Genomic DNA, 15,391 nt, shown 5'->3' with positions numbered 1-15,391 from the left:
TCATGCCGGACGGGACGGAAGACAGGCATAGGCTCAAGCGCAGTCTCTCGCTGCCTTTAACCGTGCTTTATGGTGTTGGCGTAACGGTGGGCGCGGGCATTTATGTGCTGGTCGGCAAGGTGGCGGGGGCCGCCGGGCTCTATGCGCCGCTTGCTTTTTTGCTTGCCGCACTGCTGGCAGGGTTTACCGCCTGTTCTTATGCGGAGCTCTCCGCCCGGTTCCCCAAAAGCGCCGGTGAGGCAGTTTATGTTTTCGAAGGGTTTAAGCGGGCCTGGCTTTCACTTGCCGTCGGTTTTGGTGTGCTGATCACGGGCACGCTTTCCGCGGCGGCCATTATAGCGGGCTATGTTGGCTATTTGCGGCTGATATTCGATCTGCCGGATTTTATAGCGGTCACGGCTTTGACGCTGATATTGGCCGCTATCGTCATTTGGGGGATCCGCGAATCCGTCGCGGTTGCTTCACTCATCACCTTGATCGAGCTGTCCGGCCTGCTCATGGTTGTGTGGGCAGGCAGCGGCACCCTTTTCGAGCTGCCCGCCCAGGGCGCGCTCTCTTCTTTGTGGGGGGCAGGCGCCTCGTCTCTTGTTTGGCCGGGCATTTGGGCGGGCGCGCTTCTGGCTTTCTATGCTTTTATCGGGTTCGAGGATCTGGCCAATGTGGCCGAGGAAGTGCGCGATCCAGCGCGCAATCTACCGCGCGCGATTGCGCTGACGCTGCTCGTCACGGCCGTGTTTTATTTCTCCATCGTGGTTATCGCCATCCGCACGCTCTCTCCCGAGACGCTCGGCCAGTCGGAAGCGCCGCTTGCGGATGTCTTTATGGCGCTTACCGGATCGGATGCCCGGCTTCTTGGTTTAATTGCCGTGCTTGCCGTATTGAACGGCGTTCTCATTCAGTTGATCATGGGCTCGCGGATGCTTTACGGCCTAGCTGATCAAAAATGGCTGCCTGGGCCTTTCAACTATATCTGGCCGCGCACGCAAACACCGGTGATTGCGATTGCCGCGGTGGCCGGCGCGGCGTGGTTGCTTGCGGTCTTTTTTTCCGTCGAAAACCTTGCGGCCTCGACCAGTTATGTGACTTTGGCCGTATTCACGCTCGTCAACGCGGCTCTGGTGCATTTGAAACTGATGCAGAGCGCCAGCGCGAAGCCGGATGGTTTCACCGTGCCGCTTTGGGTGCCGGTGACGGGCGCGGCCGCCAGTTTGGGCCTTTTGCTGATCAATGCCGCGCAGGCGCTTTAGTGCAACTCGTCCAGAAAGGCGCCGATGGCGGCGAGAGATTGCGGCTCGTCGAGCCAGGGCGCGTGACCCCGGTCGGGCACGGTGACGGCGGTCAAGCGCGGGTGCACCTCTTCCATGCGTTTGACGGTTTCTGCTGATAGAAGGTCCGAGTTTTCTCCGCGCAGCACGAGTGTCGGGATCGTGTAAAGCGCTTTGAACTCGGTCCACATATTAGGCAGCTTGCCGCGCAGGAGTTTCATGCCGATGCGCAGGCCATCGCCGATCTTGGAATCATAATCAAGCGCGGGTTTGCCGTCTTCATCGCGGAAGGTCATATGGGCGAACTCGTGCCAGCCGGGCCCGGTGATGGTGGGGAAGTGGCGCTCATTCATCTGCCGCAATGTGATCGCGGCAATGTCCCAGCTTTCAGGGGCAGGCATCTTGCCGGCATAGCCCATGATGCGGGTAATCCCTTCCTGAGAAACTTCGGGACCGACATCGTTCAGCACCACGCCTTTCAGAGCGCCGGGACGCTGTGCCGCCATGAGCGTTGCGACGAGCCCGCCGCGCGAGGTGCCGATGATAACGGCATGGGGCACGCCGGCGGCGGCCATCAAGTCGAACGTGTCGCGCGCCTCGGCCTGGGGCGTGTAGTCCGTCCAGCTCTTGCAATAGTCGGAGCGTCCGCGGCCGCGGAAGTCCGGGCAGATCACGCGGTGTGTTGCGCTTAGGTGCTCGGCCAGTTTGTCGAAATCCTTCGAATTGCGGGTAAGTCCCGGCAGGCACAGAACCGGCATGCCCGGCGCCAGAACGTCGCCATAGTCGCGCGCATAAAGGCGCATGCCTTCCTGGTTCGTATAGAAGAATTCTGTGAAGCTCATCTTGTTTTCTTTGTTATTGGCCCGGGTTATTGGCCTGATTTATTGACCTGGTGCGCGCGGCGTTTCAAGGCCGGGCGGCGGTTTGAGGATGATGCGCCCGGCCGGTTTGTTCACCGGTTCCGGCTCGGCGGGGCCCGTGCTGCCGGTAATCTCCGGCTCCATGGATATGGCTTGCGGCACCATGCTTTCCGACGGTTCGATCACCGGCGCCATTTGCGCGGCGCCTTCCGGGGAGGGGAGCGGGAGCGAAGGCTGGCTTTGCGGTTTCACGGGGGCAGGCTTTGTAGCTTGAGGCGCAGCCGCTTGCGGCTTCACACTTTGCGGTTGGGGCCGCTCGGGGATCGGCTGCATCAGCGGTTTGCCAGGCACGGCAACACCCGGTGTGCTTGGCGTGCTTCCGGCATCGGCGGAAGGCGGGGCAAGCGGTGTACGCTCGGCACGCCGGGGCGGGGGCGGCGCCGTGATCGGCGTGCCCTGATTACGCTTCAGGTCTTTTTCGATGTCGAGTGAGGCGACACCGCCGGCAAGGCGCGCGCGGTAAACCTGAATGTTCTCCAGCACCCGCTGTACGTAGTTGCGGGTTTCGGAATAAGGAATGCTTTCGATCCAGTCGATGGCATCGACGCCGGTGGAGCGCGGATCGCCGAACGTATCGACCCATTCATCCACGCGCCGCTCGCCGGCATTATAAGCGGCGATGGTCATGATGTAGGAGCCGGAGAATTCATCCAAAAGCTCGCCCAGATGCGCCGAACCCAGCATGGCGTTATAGGCCGGATCGTCGAGCAGCCGGTCCCGGCGATAAGGAACGGAGACGCGCCGCGCCACGCCTTTTGCCGTCGCCGGCATGAGCTGCATCAGCCCGCGCGCGCCCGCGTGGGAAACGGCGCGCGGATTGAACTCGCTTTCCTGGCGCGAGAGGCCGTAAACGAAGGCAGGCTCGACGGGCCGCCCTTTGGCGGGATAATTCGGCACGACGCCGAGCGGGTAAGACTGTTCGGGCAGCACGATGTTGCGGGTGGCCGCCGTCTTGGCGATACGCACCGCGACTTCCGGATATCCGAGGCTGCCGATCTTTTCGGCCAGCGCCGCAAGCTCGGCCGGGTGCTCCAGCGTTTCGGCCAAATGCAGGGCGAAGACGCGGCCCATCCGCGTCCAGTCCGCATCATAGAGCATCAATGTCGCCTTCATGACCGGGCGCGCCATCAGGCTTGCCTCGCCCTTGCGCGGGGCGGCATCGGCGCTGGCGATCACAAGTTTTGCGGGTTTCTTTGCTCCGGCGCTGAGCGCGGCTTCGGCCAGTTGGCCATAGAAGGTGGTGCTGTGCTGGGCGGCTTCCTTGAAATGCACCTGTGCCTTGGCGGAATCGCCCATCGCATCCGCCGCCCGGCCCATCCAATAGGCGCCGCGCGCCTGGCTAATGGGGGTGGAGACGCCATTGGCGAGCGTCTCGAAATGGGTGAAGGCGGTTTTGGGCTCGTTCAGATATTGCAGGGCGAGCCATCCCGCCATGAACTCGCCCTCGGCAAAGGCCAGGCCGCGCTCGTGGCCATGGGCTTTGGCAAGCTCATAGGCTTCTTTGTATTTGCCTTGCTCCAGCGCATCGCGGGCGGCGATCTTGCGTTCGGTCCAAAGATCGCCTGCCTGATCGAGCCGGTGGGGCGCCGTCGGCGCGGTCAGTAGGAGCGGCACGGCCTGGTGGTTCTCGCCGCGGCGGCGGCGGAAGCGGGCTTCGTCGTAAAGCAGGCCGAGATCGCCGCGCAGCTGCGGCGGCACACGCGAGAAGGCGGTGTCGGCATCGCGCGTGCGGCGCATCAGGCTGAGGCGGGCTTCGGCCACCTTCTTGGCGTTCTCGCTGACGAGCTGCAGCATGCGCTTGGCATCGTCATAGCGCTGCTCCCAGAGGAGGCGGCGCAGCCGGTCCTCATGAGCCTGCAGGCTCAGCATGCGCCCATGCCGGTCCAAAATCTCTTTTTCCCGGGAACGGGAGAATTGATGATCGGCCCAGGCCCGCTGGATCCAGTAGGCCGCGTCCTCATTATTGCCCTGCGTGAGCAGCGCGCGGCCATAGCGCAGCTTGCCGTCGCCGGTCACAGGCTCACGCCCGGTGAACCAGGCAATGACATCGCTGTCATCGACGGGAAATTCGAGCAGTGCTTCCTCGGCCCGCTCCGTCAGGCGCTCCTGACGGGGCCAGGCGGGATGGTCCGCCTGAAACTGGATGATCTCGGCAAAACTCGCCCCGCTTTTGGAAGACTGGAAGCGCACCCAGTCCAGAAGGTCGCGGGTCAGCGGGTCCTTGATGGCGCGCATAGCGATGAGCATGCCCGCCCAGTCGCGCTTTTCGGCGGCATCGAGGGCGGTGATGAAAGCCTGGCCTTCGCTCGGGGGCAGATATTTGACGGGCGGCGGCGGGGCCGGGCGGCTCACCGGCACAGCGGGCGGCGCTTCGGCCTTGGCGGGGGCAATGCCGCCAAGGGCTAAACCGGTAAAAAGGGCTAAAATGCCGCAAAATGCCCGCGGCGCGGCTGAAACATTGCGATCAGACAATTTTCGCACCATCAGAACCCTGTTCACCCAGAACCTTGCTCACCATGTACCGGGAGGCTCATCCTGCCTCAGCCTACAATTCCTGCTTCAGCTCCGCCAGAGGCAGAAGAACAAATTAACGCACCTCCAGGTGCTAGTTCCTTGCTCCGGCTGAGTGTTTGCGGCTATGTTCCGCGCCGCGGAGCCCTGTTTCGCACCGGTTTCCTATCGGTTTTGCGGGGCTTCGCGGTTTTGTTTTCGCATGGCGGCCCGCGCCGCCCGTGCTCTAGGAGCTTTGCAATGTTTAAGGGATCGATCGTTGCCCTTATCACACCGTTCAAGAACGGCGCCATCGACGAAGAAGCTTTCGTGCGTCTGGTCGATTGGCATGTGGAACAGGGGACACATGGGCTTGTGCCGGTGGGCACAACGGGTGAATCGCCGACATTGAGCCCTGACGAGCACAAACGGGTCATCGAGCTGTGTATCGAGGCGGTGAAGGGGCGTATCCCCGTCATGGCCGGCACGGGCTCGAACAGCACGCTGGAAGCGATCGACTTCACTCGCCATGCCGAGGAGGCGGGCGCGGATGCGGCGCTTGTCGTCACGCCTTATTACAACAAGCCGACCCAAGATGGGCTCTATGCTCATTTCAAGGCGGTGCATGACGCGACCAATATCCCCATCTACATTTACAACATTCCCGGCCGCAGTGTGATCGACATGCAGCCGGAGACGATGGCCCGTCTTGCCGAGCTGGAGCGGATCGTCGGGGTGAAGGATGCAACGGCGGATCTTTCGCGCGTCAGCGTGCAGCGCCATCTAATGGGCCCCGACTTCATTCAGCTTTCGGGGGAAGATGGCACGGCGCTCGGCTTCAACGCCCATGGCGGGGTGGGGTGCATTTCCGTTGCCGCCAATGTGGCGCCCGCGCTGTGCGCCGAGTTTCAGGAAGCCTGTCTTGCCGGTGATTATGCCAACGCATTGTTGCTGCAAGACCGTCTGATGCCGCTGCACAAGGCGCTCTTTGTCGAAGCAAGCCCCGGCCCGGTGAAATATGCCGCGAACCTGCTCGGCCTGTGCGAGGAAGAACTGCGCCTGCCGCTCGTTGGGGTGAAGGACGAAACACGCACGCTGGTGCGTAAAGCCATGATCCATGCCGGCCTGATCAACGGTTAGGCAGTAAGCACGGAACAAGGCAGCATAGGGAAGATATGTCTTCGAAAGCCGGCGGTGCCAAGAAGCGGAAGGATGAAAGCGGCAAGATCGTCGCCGACAACCGCAAGGCGCGCCATAACTACTTCATCAAAGATACCTATGAAGCGGGTATCATGCTCACCGGTACGGAGGTCAAATCCTTGCGTACCGGTGCGGCGAGCCTTGGTGAGTCCTATGCGCAGATCAAGAACGGCGAGGTCTATCTGATCAACGCTCATATTCCCGAATACTTGCAGGCCAACCGCTTCAATCATGCGCCGCGCCGCCCGCGCAAACTGCTGCTCCATGCCCGCGAGATCGCCAAGCTTTCCGATGCGGTGAACAAGCAGGGCATGACGGTCGTGCCGCTCCGGCTTTATTTCAACGACCGGGGAATCGCCAAGGTCGAGCTTGGCGTCGCTCAAGGTAAGAAGATGGCCGATAAGCGCCAGACGGAAAAGGACCGCAGCTGGCAGCGCGACAAAGCCCGTCTGCTGCGCGAAAAAGGCTGACCGGACGCGGGGTCAATGCGCGCCGCGCCCCGCTCTCACACATTGTTTCCTTGACTTTTTGACCCCCGGCTTTTCCCATTCGCCCGGGAAAACAAAGCTTGAAAAACAAAGCCTGAATGGCGGAGGGGACACATGGAAATGACTTTTCTGACACCGGTGCTCGCACTGGTTTCCTGGACACTGATCGTCTGGTTCTGGATGTATGCGCGCCGTATTCCGGCGATGAATGCGGCCGGGCTCGACCCGCAAGAAGCGCAGCATCCCGGTTCGCTGAACGTGCTGCCGCAAAAGGCGCGCTTTGCGGCGGATAATTACAATCACCTGCATGAACAGCCGACGATCTTCTACGCGCTGATTATCTATTCGCATCTTGTGGGTGTGGCGGACGAATTGAACCTGACACTTGCCTGGGCCTATGTGGGTCTGCGTGTGCTGCACTCGCTGGTGCAGATCACCATCAACAAAGTGACGCTGCGCTTTACGCTCTTCGCCGTGTCGACGCTGGTGCTCGTCGTTATCGCGATCCGTAACATTCTGGCCGTGCTTTAAGCAGTACGTCCTTTCGGTTAAAGAAGGCGGCCGGTTCTTCGGGACTGGCCGTCTTTTTCGTTTCCGGGCTAGTATCGGCCCCGCGAGAGCGCAGGAGAAAAATATGAGTGCGGATGAGCGCGGGTTCTTCGGGCAGATCAAAGACAAGCTGATACGCTCCAAGGAAAAGACGGCAGCCGAAGGGCGGCACCTGACGGGCCGCCAAGACCTGGCGCGCGAAAACCGTTTGCCGCCCGGCCAGCACCGGGTGGAAAAATGGCCGGTGCTCGATCTCGGCATTCAGCCGCAAATTTCAACGGGCTCTTGGTCGCTTGCCATAGACGGGGCGGTCGCAAATTCCGTGACCTGGGACTGGCAGACTTTCCTCGATCAGCCGCAGCAAAGTTTCCTCAGCGATATTCATTGCGTCACAACCTGGTCGCGTTACGACAATCGCTGGGAGGGTGTTTCGGCGCGGCATATTCTCGAGGTCGTAAAACCGCTGCCAGAAGCGCGCCATGTCATTTTTCATGCCTATGACGGTTATACGACGAATTTGCGCCTTTCCATGTTCGATGATGAGAATGTGCTCATCGCCCATAGCTGGGAAGGCCGCCCGCTGACACAGGAGCATGGCGCGCCCGCGCGGGCTATCGTGCCGAGCTGGTATTTCTGGAAAAGCGCAAAATGGATCAAGCGGATCGAATTTTCCGAAGTGGACAAGCCCGGCTTCTGGGAAGAGCGCGGCTATCACAATGACGGCGATCCGTGGACGGAGCAGCGGTACGGGTAATGGGGTTCACCGGATTTTCACTGGAAGGGCGCACCGCGCTCGTTACGGGCAGCGCGCGCGGTCTTGGTTTTGAGATCGCCAAGGGACTTGCGGCGGCAGGCGCATTCGTCTTCGTCAATGGCCGCCGGCGGGAAGCGCTTGAGGAGGCTGTTGCGGCAATCGAGAAAGAAGGCGGCAAGGCCGCGCCGCTTCTTTTCGATGTGACGGACCGCGCGCTTGTCGAAACCGCTTTGCGCGGCATCGGGGAAGAGCAGGGCGGGCTCGACATTCTCGTCAATAATGTCGGCATTCGCGACCGGCGCGGGCTTTTCGATTTCGACATGGAAGATGTGGAGCGGCTCATCGGCGCCGATCTCATCGCGCCGTTTCATCTCAGCCGGGAAGCGGCGAAGCTGATGCGGGCTCGGCAGGGCGGGCGCATCATCAACATTACTTCCATTGCCGGGCTCATCTCCAACAATGGCGATGCGGTTTACACGACGGCGAAAGGCGGGCTTGGCGCCCTCACCCGCGCTCTCGCCGCCGAGCTTGGTGAGCATGGCATCACTGTCAATGCCGTGGCGCCCGGCTTCTTTGCGACGGAAGCCAATGCAGCCATGACCGCAAATCCCGAAATCGCCGACTGGCTTTCCCGGCGCACCTCGCTTGCCCGCTGGGGGCGTCCGGAAGAGATTGCGGGCGCGGCGGTCTTTCTTGCCTCGCCTGCCGCCTCATACATTACCGGCCAGACCCTTGCGGTCGATGGCGGGTACTTGTCGCATTTTTGAGTGATTGAACGTCACCGTCTTTGCTTGCGGCTGGTGCTGCATGGACCCCGGCACGGGGGCCGGGGTGACGTACAGAGCTAGACGATAGTCTGTAGCTTATCCGCAAATACCGAATGTCATCCCGGGCTTTGACCCGGGATCCATGAAGCAGTTCGGCAGACCGAACCTTACCGGCCCAAATGCGCGGCGATGGAGCGGAAGACGTCGTGGAACATCTCTTCGGTCAGGCGGCGCGTGTTCACGTTGTAGCGGGAGCAGTGGTAGCTGTCGAAAAGCGTCAGTCCGCTGCCGAGGTCGTGCGCGGCATTGTGGCCGAAGGTGAAGCTCGTGCGTTTCAATCCCAATGCAGGCAGGGTGCTGTCATGGGCGATGCGCCCGAGCGCCAGAATGGCTTTGAGTTTCGGCAGCGCGCCGAGGCGGGCTTCAAGGAAACCGCGGCAGGTTTTGGTCTCAGCGCCCGTCGGCTTGTTTTGCGGCGGCACACAGCGCACCGCATTGGTGATCATTGCGCCCTTCAGCTTCAGCCCGTCATTGGGATCCGCTTTGAATGTGCCTTCCGCCCAGCCGAAGCTCAGCAGCGTCGGGTAGAGAAGATCGCCCGCATAATCCCCGGTAAAAGGCCGGCCCGTGCGGTTCGCTCCTTGGAGGCCCGGGGCGAGGCCCACGATCAAAAGCTCCGCCTCTTCATCGCCGAAAGAGGGGACGGGCGCATTAAACCAGTCCGGGTGCTTGTCCCGCTGCTCATCCAGAAAGCCGACAAGGCGCGGGCAAAGCGGGCAGTCGAGCGGCGGTTCGGGCGTATAGGCGGGCGCGGCTTTTTTTGGCATAAGTCGGTCTTCTGATCGGTTGGGGCCCTATAACGGGAGGCCCGGGTTTATCGCAGGTATGGCTGCTGGTTTAAAGCATGCAGGAAGAATGGGCATGATCCTGATATCGCTCGGATCGAATATGGCAGGGGCTTATGAAAGCCCGGCCCATGTGCTGCGCGCTGCGCTCGGCCAATTGCCGATGCATGGGCTGGAGCCGGTGCGTGTCTCCCCCTTTTACCGCACCCCGGCGGTTGGCCCTCACGCTCAGCCTGATTTCATCAATGCCGTGGCGGAGGTGGAGGCGGCGCTGCCGCCCGAGGCGCTGCTGGAACAATTGCACCGGATCGAGCAGGCTTTGGGCCGGGAGCGGGCAGTGCGCTGGGAAGAGCGGATCATCGATCTTGACCTTCTGGCCTATGACGATCTTGTCGTTGCACCGGCGGGCGGCGGGCCGAAGCCGGGTGAGCCCTGGAAACCCCGGCCCTTGGAGCTGCCCCATAGCGGCCTTGCCGAGCGGGCCTTCGTGCTGGTGCCGCTGGCCGATATTGCCCCCGATTGGCGCCATCCGGTGCTCGGGCTCACTGCGCGCGAGCTGCTTGAACGGCTTGACCCTGCGGATTTGGCCGGGATTGCGCCGGAACGGGAGGGAGCGTGAAAAAGGGCAGTAATTCAGGCCTTTCTTCACCTAATTGCTTGTTTTCCCTTGCGTTTGAGCGTGCAAACCCCTAGATAATCTGCAAACATGATCCCTCACATTGCAGGAGATAGGCCCGCATGGCGCGTGTCACCGTTGAAGATTGCGTGGATAAAGTCACAAACCGGTTCGAGCTCGTGCTTCTGGCCGCTCACCGGGCCCGCAGCATTTCCGCCGGTTCCGAGCTGACGATCGACCGCGACAACGACAAAAATCCCGTCGTTGCCCTGCGCGAAATTGCCGATCAGACCGTCCAGCCGGCTGAGCTCTACGAAGATTTTATCGCCAGCATGCAAAAGCGTGTGGAAACGGACGAGCCGGAAATGGAGCCGATGGCGCTTCTGCCGGGTCAGGAAGCTGCCCAGCCGGTACAGGCTGCAGGCGGCGCCGAAGATGCGCTGGGCGCGGGCGACCGTATGAGCGAAGAAGACTTGCTGCGTGCTCTGCAGAGCCAGATGGACGCACCGCAGAAGTAAGTGCCGCACCCTCAAGTCAGGGAAAAGGGGCACTGGCCCCGCAGCACAATCGGTTAAGCGGGTGCTCCCGCCGACAGCGCCGCCCCGGCTCCTGGCTTGGGCGGCGTATTTTGTTCCGGCAGCTTGGTGCGCCGGAAAGGAAAGGTGAAGAATAGGTGTTGCGCCAGTACGAATTGGTTGACCGTGTCGTTGCCTACGACCCGCAAGCGGATGAGGCAGCGCTAAACCGCGCCTATGTGTTCGGCACGCGTAAACACGGTACTCAAAAGCGTGCCTCCGGCGACCCTTACTTCTCCCATCCCATCGAAGTGGCGGGCATTCTCACCGAGCTGCGCCTTGATACGGCGACGATCATCACCGGCCTTTTGCACGACACGATCGAGGATACCGATACGACGGTGGCCGAGATCGAGGAACTCTTCGGCAAGGAAGTCGCCAATCTCGTGGACGGGGTGACGAAGCTCTCCCGCCTCGAATGGGACTCCGAACACGCCAAACAGGCGGAGAACTTCCGCAAGTTCCTGCTCGCCATGTCGAGCGATATCCGCGTGCTGCTCGTCAAGCTGGCCGACAGGCTGCACAACATGCGCACGCTGCATTTCATCTCCAAGCCTGAAAAACGCCAGCGCATCGCCCAGGAAACCATGGACATCTATGCCCCGCTTGCCGGGCGCATGGGTATGCAGGAAGTGCGTGAGGAGCTGGAAGACCTCTCCTTTCAGGTGCTGCAGCCCGAAGCGCGGGCCACGCTGATCAACCGCCTCGACCAGATCCGCGAAGAGCGCAGCGACATCGTGGAGCGGATCAGCGAGATGCTGCGATCTACCTTCAAGGCCCATGGGATGGATGTTGTGGTCTATGGGCGGGAGAAGAAGCCCTTCTCGGTCTGGAAGAAGATGGAGCGCCGCTCCATCTCGCTTGAGCAGCTCTCCGATATTTACGGCTTCCGCGTCATCGTGGAGGACGTGGCCGATTGCTACAAAGCGGTGGGTATCCTGCACACGAGTTGGCCGATGGTGCCGGGCCGGTTCAAGGATTACATCTCCACGCCGAAGAATAACGGCTACCGCTCGATCCACACGACGATCATCGGCCCGGAGCGCAAACGCGTGGAAGTGCAGGTGCGCACCCGCAAGCTGCACGAGGTGGCCGAATACGGGATCGCGGCGCACTGGTTCTATAAGGATCGCGGCAACCACGCCGAGGCGTCGGAAGAGTTCGCAAACACGTTCAAATGGTTGCGCCACCTTGTGGAGATGCTGGAGCACGGCAGCTCGGCTGAAGAACTGCTTGAACATTCCAAGCTGCAGCTCTTTGTCGACCAGGTTTTCTGTTTCACGCCAAAGGGGCTCCTCATCACGCTGCCGCGCGGGGCAACGCCCGTGGATTTTGCCTATGCGGTCCATACCGACATTGGCGACACCTGTGTTGGCTGCAAAATCAATGGCCGCCACATGCCGCTGCGCACCGAGCTGAAAAACGGCGATGAAGTGGAAATTATCCGCTCCAAGGCGCAGACGCCGTCACCGGCCTGGGAAGCGTTCGTTGCCACCGGCAAGGCGCGCTCGGCCATCCGCCGCGCCGCCCGCCAGTCCCAGCAGCATGAGCTTGCCCGGCTCGGGCGGTTGATGGTCTCCAGCGTCTTTGAGCTCGCGGGCAAGGAATTCAGCGATGGGGTGCTGGAGCGGGCTGTCGGCCGCTTCGACCGCAAGGATCTGGAAGAACTTCTGGCCGATGTCGGCGAGGGCCGCATCCAGGCCTATGACGTCTTGAAGGCGGTCTATCCGCGGGTGCGCAAACCCAAAGTGGGCGAAGGTGCCACCGGGCGGGCCCTGCCTGCGGGTGAGCGGGCGGTGAAGCCGCTCGTCAAACTCGATAAGCGCATGTCCCACGGCGCGGTGCAGTTTGCCGAAGGGGCCTATCCGCTGCCCGGTGACCGGATCGTCGGCATTCTGACGCCGGGTGAGGGCGTGACGGTCTATCCGATTGATTCGGAAGCGCTGGCCGCTTTCGACAGCGAACCGGAGCGCTGGATCGATGTCACCTGGGATGTGCAGAACGAGGAAGAAGCCGCGTTCCTTGCCAAGATCACGCTGATGGTGCGCAATGAGGTCGGCGCGCTCGGCTCCATCGCGACGCTCATCGCAGATTATGACGGTAATATCGATACGCTCTCCACACCCCAGCGGGACCGGGACTTTTACACGCTCCAGATCATGCTGGAGGTGCGCGATCTCAAGCATCTCACCTCCATCATGAGCGCGCTGCGCGGCCTCTCGGTGGTCAATAAAGTCACTCGCGGCTAGGCCCTGCTTCGGGGCGCGGCATTTAACTCTATTGCGTCGCTTTCGGGCGGCGGGGTATGAGACACGCCACAGCCTGTGGGTCCAGGTCCGTAGATCGGTCTGCAAACCGGCCCGCCGGAAACACATATGCCAGGAGAGGGGACATGAACGAAGCTCAGGTGCTCAAGGAGTTCGAAAAAGCAGGCGCGCTCCTGAACGGCCATTTCATCCTCTCTTCGGGGCTCCACAGCGCCCGCTATCTGCAATGCGCCCGCGCTCTGATGGACGCCAAGCGCGCAGCCAAGCTCTGTAAGGCGCTGGCGGGCAAGGTGCGCGAGGAAATCGACAAGGAAATCGATTTTGTCGTTTCCCCTGCCATGGGCGGGGTGATTGTGGGCTATGAAATGGGCCGCCAGCTCGGCGTGCCCTCGATGTTTCTGGAGCGCCCGACCGGCACGTTCGAGCTGCGCCGCGGGTTTGAAATCCCCAAAGGCGCGCGCTGCCTGATGGTCGAGGATATCGTGACGACCGGCCTTTCCTCGCGCGAAGCCATTGCCGCCATTCGGGAAAATGGCGGCCGGGTCGTGGGCGGGGCCTGCCTCATCGACCGTTCCGGCGGCAAAGCCAAGATCGGGACGAAACTCGTCTCGCTCGCAAAATTGAAAATTCCGGCTTACGAGGCGGACAAATTGCCGCCCGATTTAGCGCAGATACCTGCGGTAAAACCGGGCAGCCGGAAGAAATAGCGCATAGAGCGTTAGGATTTGAGTGCCATATTGGCAGAAACGGGCGACAAGCCCGGTGCCATGGGAAGAACCGCAGACCGATGTTCCGCCGCCGCAAAGAATTGCATCCGATCGAGCGCTTGCGCGAGTGGTTTTGGCCGCGCAGCGGCTGGCGGCGCGCGTTCCAATATGGCTGGCGCCGGGTCTGGCGGCTGTCCGGCTCTCCGCATGCCATCGCCGTCGGCGTGGCCGCAGGGGCTTTTGCCTCCTTCACGCCGTTCGTCGGTTTTCATTTCATGCTCGGCTTTCTGGTTGCATGGATCTTCCGGGGCAATCTGATCGCCTCGGCTTTCGGCACGTTTGTCGGCAACCCCATTACCTTCCCCTTCATCTGGATCGGCACCTACGATCTGGGACGCTGGCTCCTGTCCTATGACGAGCCAGCCAATATGCATCCAAGTGCGCTGTCATCGGACCTGTTCTTCAATCAGGCCCTCGATAAGGTGCTGCCGATCATCGGCCCGATGTCGCTGGGCAGTGTGCTTCTGGGTGTTCCTGCTGCCGTGACGGTCTATCTCCTCTCGAAACCGGCGGTTGAGGCCTATCAGAAGAAGCGCCGCGAAACCCTGGCTCAGCGGGCCCGGAAACGGAATGCTGCGGCCCCCGCGCAGACGGAGCCGCAAGGCCAGGCGCTGACCGAATAGGCCGGTGCTGAAGAGGTAAGGAGCCAGGATGACAGGCAGCCGCAATAATTTGCGCCTTGGCGTCAATATCGACCATGTGGCAACGATCCGGAACGCGCGGGGCGGGCGTCATCCCGAACCGCTGCGTGCCGCGCATCTGGCGCAAAAGGCGGGGGCAGACGGCATCACCGCGCATCTGCGCGAGGACCGGCGGCATATTTCGGATGAGGATATCGAGTGCCTTTCGGCTGAAATCGGCCTGCCGCTCAATCTTGAAATGGCGGCGACCGAGGAAATGCTGGAGATCGCGCTGCGCCATAAGCCCCATGCCTGCTGCCTCGTGCCGGAAAAGCGCGAGGAACGCACGACCGAAGGCGGGCTCGATGCGGCGGGCGCGCATAATCATCTCGCACCTTTCGTTGCCCGCCTTTCCGATGCGGGCTCGCGGGTTTCCCTTTTCATCGAGGCAAGCGAAGCGCAGCTTGAAGCAGCCGTACGGCTCGGCGCGCCGGTCGTCGAGCTTCATACCGGCGCTTATTGCGATGCTTTTGCCGAGGGCAAGAAAGAGGAAGCCGAGCGCGAGCTTACGCGGCTGCAGCGCGCCGCCGCTCTTGGCGCTTCCATGGGGCTAGAGGTTCATGCCGGCCATGGCATCACCTTTGATACGGTGGCGCCGGTTGCCGCAATCGCGGAAGTGCGGGAGCTGAATATCGGACACTTTCTGGTGGGTGAGGCGATCTTCATAGGCCTGGAAGCGGCGATCGGCGAAATGCGCCGGCGCATGGACGCAGCGCGCGGGCAAACAGGCCAAGAATAAAGAGGGCAAGACCGGGAGGTTTCATGATCATCGGTATGGGCAATGACCTGATCGACATTCGCCGGGTCGCCAAGGTGCTGGAGCGCCATGGTGAGCGCTTCACCACCCGTGTTTTCACCGAGATCGAGCAAAAAAAATCCGACCGCCGCCGCAACCGTGCCGCCTCTTACGCCAAGCGTTTTGCTGCCAAGGAGGCCTGTTCCAAGGCGCTCGGCACCGGCATCCGCCAAAGCGTCTTCTGGAAGGATATGGGGGTGGTGAACCTTGCCACCGGCCAGCCCACCATGAAGCTGACGGGCGGGGCGCTGAAAAGGCTGGAGGCGATGACCCCGGCGGGCATGGTGGCCCATATCCATCTGACCATTACGGATGACGATCCGCTCGCCCAAGCCTTTGTGATCATTGAAGCTTTGCCCGCTCCCAAAGACTGATCCCTGCGTCCATCCGCCTCAGGAAAGGACTAGGCGTA

16 protein-coding genes are annotated in these 15,391 nt (G+C 61.6%); 13 read left to right on the top strand and 3 right to left on the bottom strand.

Features of this window, described 5'->3' with window-relative positions; all coding sequences use genetic code 11:
- Positions 1–2: 2 nt before the first annotated feature.
- Entirely contained in the window at positions 3–1,247 is a 1,245-nt protein-coding gene (locus ACOQOT_RS08635) for an APC family permease (RefSeq protein ID WP_420558905.1), read from the top strand.
- On the opposite strand, the gene ACOQOT_RS08630 is transcribed toward ACOQOT_RS08635, so the two are convergent.
- Both ACOQOT_RS08630 and ACOQOT_RS08625 read right to left on the bottom strand, forming a co-directional pair.
- The gene (locus tag ACOQOT_RS08630; protein ID WP_420558904.1) at positions 1,244–2,107 is read right to left on the bottom strand and encodes an alpha/beta fold hydrolase; all 864 of its coding nucleotides are present in this window, start codon (positions 2,105–2,107) and stop codon (positions 1,244–1,246) included. The two genes, ACOQOT_RS08635 and ACOQOT_RS08630, sit on opposite strands and share 4 nt — an antisense overlap.
- Positions 2,108–2,146: 39 nt before the next feature.
- Positions 2,147–4,657: a transglycosylase SLT domain-containing protein gene (locus tag ACOQOT_RS08625; RefSeq protein WP_420558903.1), complete on the bottom strand. Its 2,511-nt coding sequence runs from the start codon at positions 4,655–4,657 to the stop codon at positions 2,147–2,149.
- A gap of 279 nt (positions 4,658–4,936) precedes the next feature.
- On the opposite strand from ACOQOT_RS08625, the gene dapA reads away from it, so the two are divergent.
- The 5 genes from dapA (at position 4,937) to ACOQOT_RS08600 (ending at position 8,433) form a co-directional block, all read left to right on the top strand.
- Complete coding sequence (gene dapA / locus ACOQOT_RS08620) at positions 4,937–5,815, top strand: 4-hydroxy-tetrahydrodipicolinate synthase (protein ID WP_420558902.1); 879 nt, start codon at positions 4,937–4,939, stop codon at positions 5,813–5,815.
- A 35-nt stretch (positions 5,816–5,850) separates the two neighbouring features.
- Positions 5,851–6,345 carry an SsrA-binding protein SmpB gene (smpB, locus tag ACOQOT_RS08615; RefSeq protein ID WP_420558901.1) on the top strand — a complete coding sequence of 165 codons (495 nt, stop codon included), beginning with the start codon at positions 5,851–5,853 and terminating at the stop codon, positions 6,343–6,345.
- Between the two features lie 132 nt (positions 6,346–6,477).
- Positions 6,478–6,894: an MAPEG family protein gene (locus ACOQOT_RS08610; protein WP_420558900.1), complete on the top strand. Its 417-nt coding sequence runs from the start codon at positions 6,478–6,480 to the stop codon at positions 6,892–6,894.
- 103 nt (positions 6,895–6,997) lie between these two features.
- Entirely contained in the window at positions 6,998–7,666 is a 669-nt protein-coding gene (locus ACOQOT_RS08605) for a sulfite oxidase-like oxidoreductase (RefSeq protein ID WP_420558899.1), read from the top strand.
- A complete protein-coding gene (locus ACOQOT_RS08600) occupies positions 7,666–8,433 on the top strand; it encodes an SDR family oxidoreductase (protein ID WP_420558898.1) in 768 nt (255 codons plus the stop codon). The genes ACOQOT_RS08605 and ACOQOT_RS08600 overlap by 1 nt, the downstream gene beginning before the upstream one ends.
- A gap of 167 nt (positions 8,434–8,600) precedes the next feature.
- Here ACOQOT_RS08600 and ACOQOT_RS08595 read toward each other — a convergent pair whose 3' ends face one another.
- Entirely contained in the window at positions 8,601–9,260 is a 660-nt protein-coding gene (locus ACOQOT_RS08595) for a uracil-DNA glycosylase (RefSeq protein ID WP_420558897.1), read from the bottom strand.
- Positions 9,261–9,354: 94 nt separating this feature from the next.
- On the opposite strand from ACOQOT_RS08595, the gene folK reads away from it, so the two are divergent.
- The 7 genes from folK (at position 9,355) to acpS (ending at position 15,353) form a co-directional block, all read left to right on the top strand.
- Complete coding sequence (gene folK, locus ACOQOT_RS08590) at positions 9,355–9,897, top strand: 2-amino-4-hydroxy-6-hydroxymethyldihydropteridine diphosphokinase (protein WP_420558896.1); 543 nt, start codon at positions 9,355–9,357, stop codon at positions 9,895–9,897.
- Positions 9,898–10,016: 119 nt separating this feature from the next.
- Complete coding sequence (rpoZ, locus tag ACOQOT_RS08585; RefSeq protein WP_420558895.1) at positions 10,017–10,412, top strand: DNA-directed RNA polymerase subunit omega; 396 nt, start codon at positions 10,017–10,019, stop codon at positions 10,410–10,412.
- A 155-nt stretch (positions 10,413–10,567) separates the two neighbouring features.
- Positions 10,568–12,718 (top strand): RelA/SpoT family protein, encoded by a 2,151-nt coding sequence (locus ACOQOT_RS08580; protein ID WP_420558894.1) that lies wholly within the window; start codon positions 10,568–10,570, stop codon positions 12,716–12,718.
- A gap of 143 nt (positions 12,719–12,861) precedes the next feature.
- Positions 12,862–13,443 (top strand): orotate phosphoribosyltransferase, encoded by a 582-nt coding sequence (pyrE, locus tag ACOQOT_RS08575; protein ID WP_420558893.1) that lies wholly within the window; start codon positions 12,862–12,864, stop codon positions 13,441–13,443.
- An 80-nt stretch (positions 13,444–13,523) separates the two neighbouring features.
- Complete coding sequence (locus ACOQOT_RS08570; protein WP_420558892.1) at positions 13,524–14,126, top strand: DUF2062 domain-containing protein; 603 nt, start codon at positions 13,524–13,526, stop codon at positions 14,124–14,126.
- A 28-nt stretch (positions 14,127–14,154) separates the two neighbouring features.
- The gene (locus tag ACOQOT_RS08565; protein ID WP_420558891.1) at positions 14,155–14,922 is read left to right on the top strand and encodes a pyridoxine 5'-phosphate synthase; all 768 of its coding nucleotides are present in this window, start codon (positions 14,155–14,157) and stop codon (positions 14,920–14,922) included.
- 23 nt (positions 14,923–14,945) lie between these two features.
- On the top strand, positions 14,946–15,353 hold the full coding sequence (acpS, locus tag ACOQOT_RS08560; protein WP_420558890.1) for a holo-ACP synthase: 408 nt from the start codon (positions 14,946–14,948) through the stop codon (positions 15,351–15,353).
- The last annotated feature ends 38 nt before the right edge of the window (positions 15,354–15,391 follow it).

This window comes from Tepidicaulis sp., from assembly GCF_965222285.1.
Lineage (GTDB): Bacteria > Pseudomonadota > Alphaproteobacteria > Parvibaculales > Parvibaculaceae > Tepidicaulis.
Note: the sequence above shows the minus strand (reverse complement) of the source record. Positions and strands in the feature narration are given on the sequence as shown.

Bases quoted from the DNA above. Each gene is read 5' to 3' on its own strand.
- ACOQOT_RS08595 (WP_420558897.1), bottom strand. From the start codon at position 9,260: ATGCCAAAAAAAGCCGCGCCCGCCTATACGCCCGAACCGCCGCTCGAC.
- ACOQOT_RS08605 (WP_420558899.1), top strand. From the start codon at position 6,998: ATGAGTGCGGATGAGCGCGGGTTCTTCGGGCAGATCAAAGACAAGCTG.
- rpoZ (WP_420558895.1), top strand. From the start codon at position 10,017: ATGGCGCGTGTCACCGTTGAAGATTGCGTGGATAAAGTCACAAACCGG.
- ACOQOT_RS08610 (WP_420558900.1), top strand. From the start codon at position 6,478: ATGGAAATGACTTTTCTGACACCGGTGCTCGCACTGGTTTCCTGGACA.
- ACOQOT_RS08600 (WP_420558898.1), top strand. From the start codon at position 7,666: ATGGGGTTCACCGGATTTTCACTGGAAGGGCGCACCGCGCTCGTTACG.
- ACOQOT_RS08565 (WP_420558891.1), top strand. From the start codon at position 14,155: ATGACAGGCAGCCGCAATAATTTGCGCCTTGGCGTCAATATCGACCAT.
- pyrE (WP_420558893.1), top strand. From the start codon at position 12,862: ATGAACGAAGCTCAGGTGCTCAAGGAGTTCGAAAAAGCAGGCGCGCTC.
- acpS (WP_420558890.1), top strand. From the start codon at position 14,946: ATGATCATCGGTATGGGCAATGACCTGATCGACATTCGCCGGGTCGCC.
- smpB (WP_420558901.1), top strand. From the start codon at position 5,851: ATGTCTTCGAAAGCCGGCGGTGCCAAGAAGCGGAAGGATGAAAGCGGC.
- ACOQOT_RS08630 (WP_420558904.1), bottom strand. From the start codon at position 2,107: ATGAGCTTCACAGAATTCTTCTATACGAACCAGGAAGGCATGCGCCTT.
- ACOQOT_RS08635 (WP_420558905.1), top strand. From the start codon at position 3: ATGCCGGACGGGACGGAAGACAGGCATAGGCTCAAGCGCAGTCTCTCG.
- ACOQOT_RS08570 (WP_420558892.1), top strand. From the start codon at position 13,524: ATGTTCCGCCGCCGCAAAGAATTGCATCCGATCGAGCGCTTGCGCGAG.
- folK (WP_420558896.1), top strand. From the start codon at position 9,355: ATGATCCTGATATCGCTCGGATCGAATATGGCAGGGGCTTATGAAAGC.
- dapA (WP_420558902.1), top strand. From the start codon at position 4,937: ATGTTTAAGGGATCGATCGTTGCCCTTATCACACCGTTCAAGAACGGC.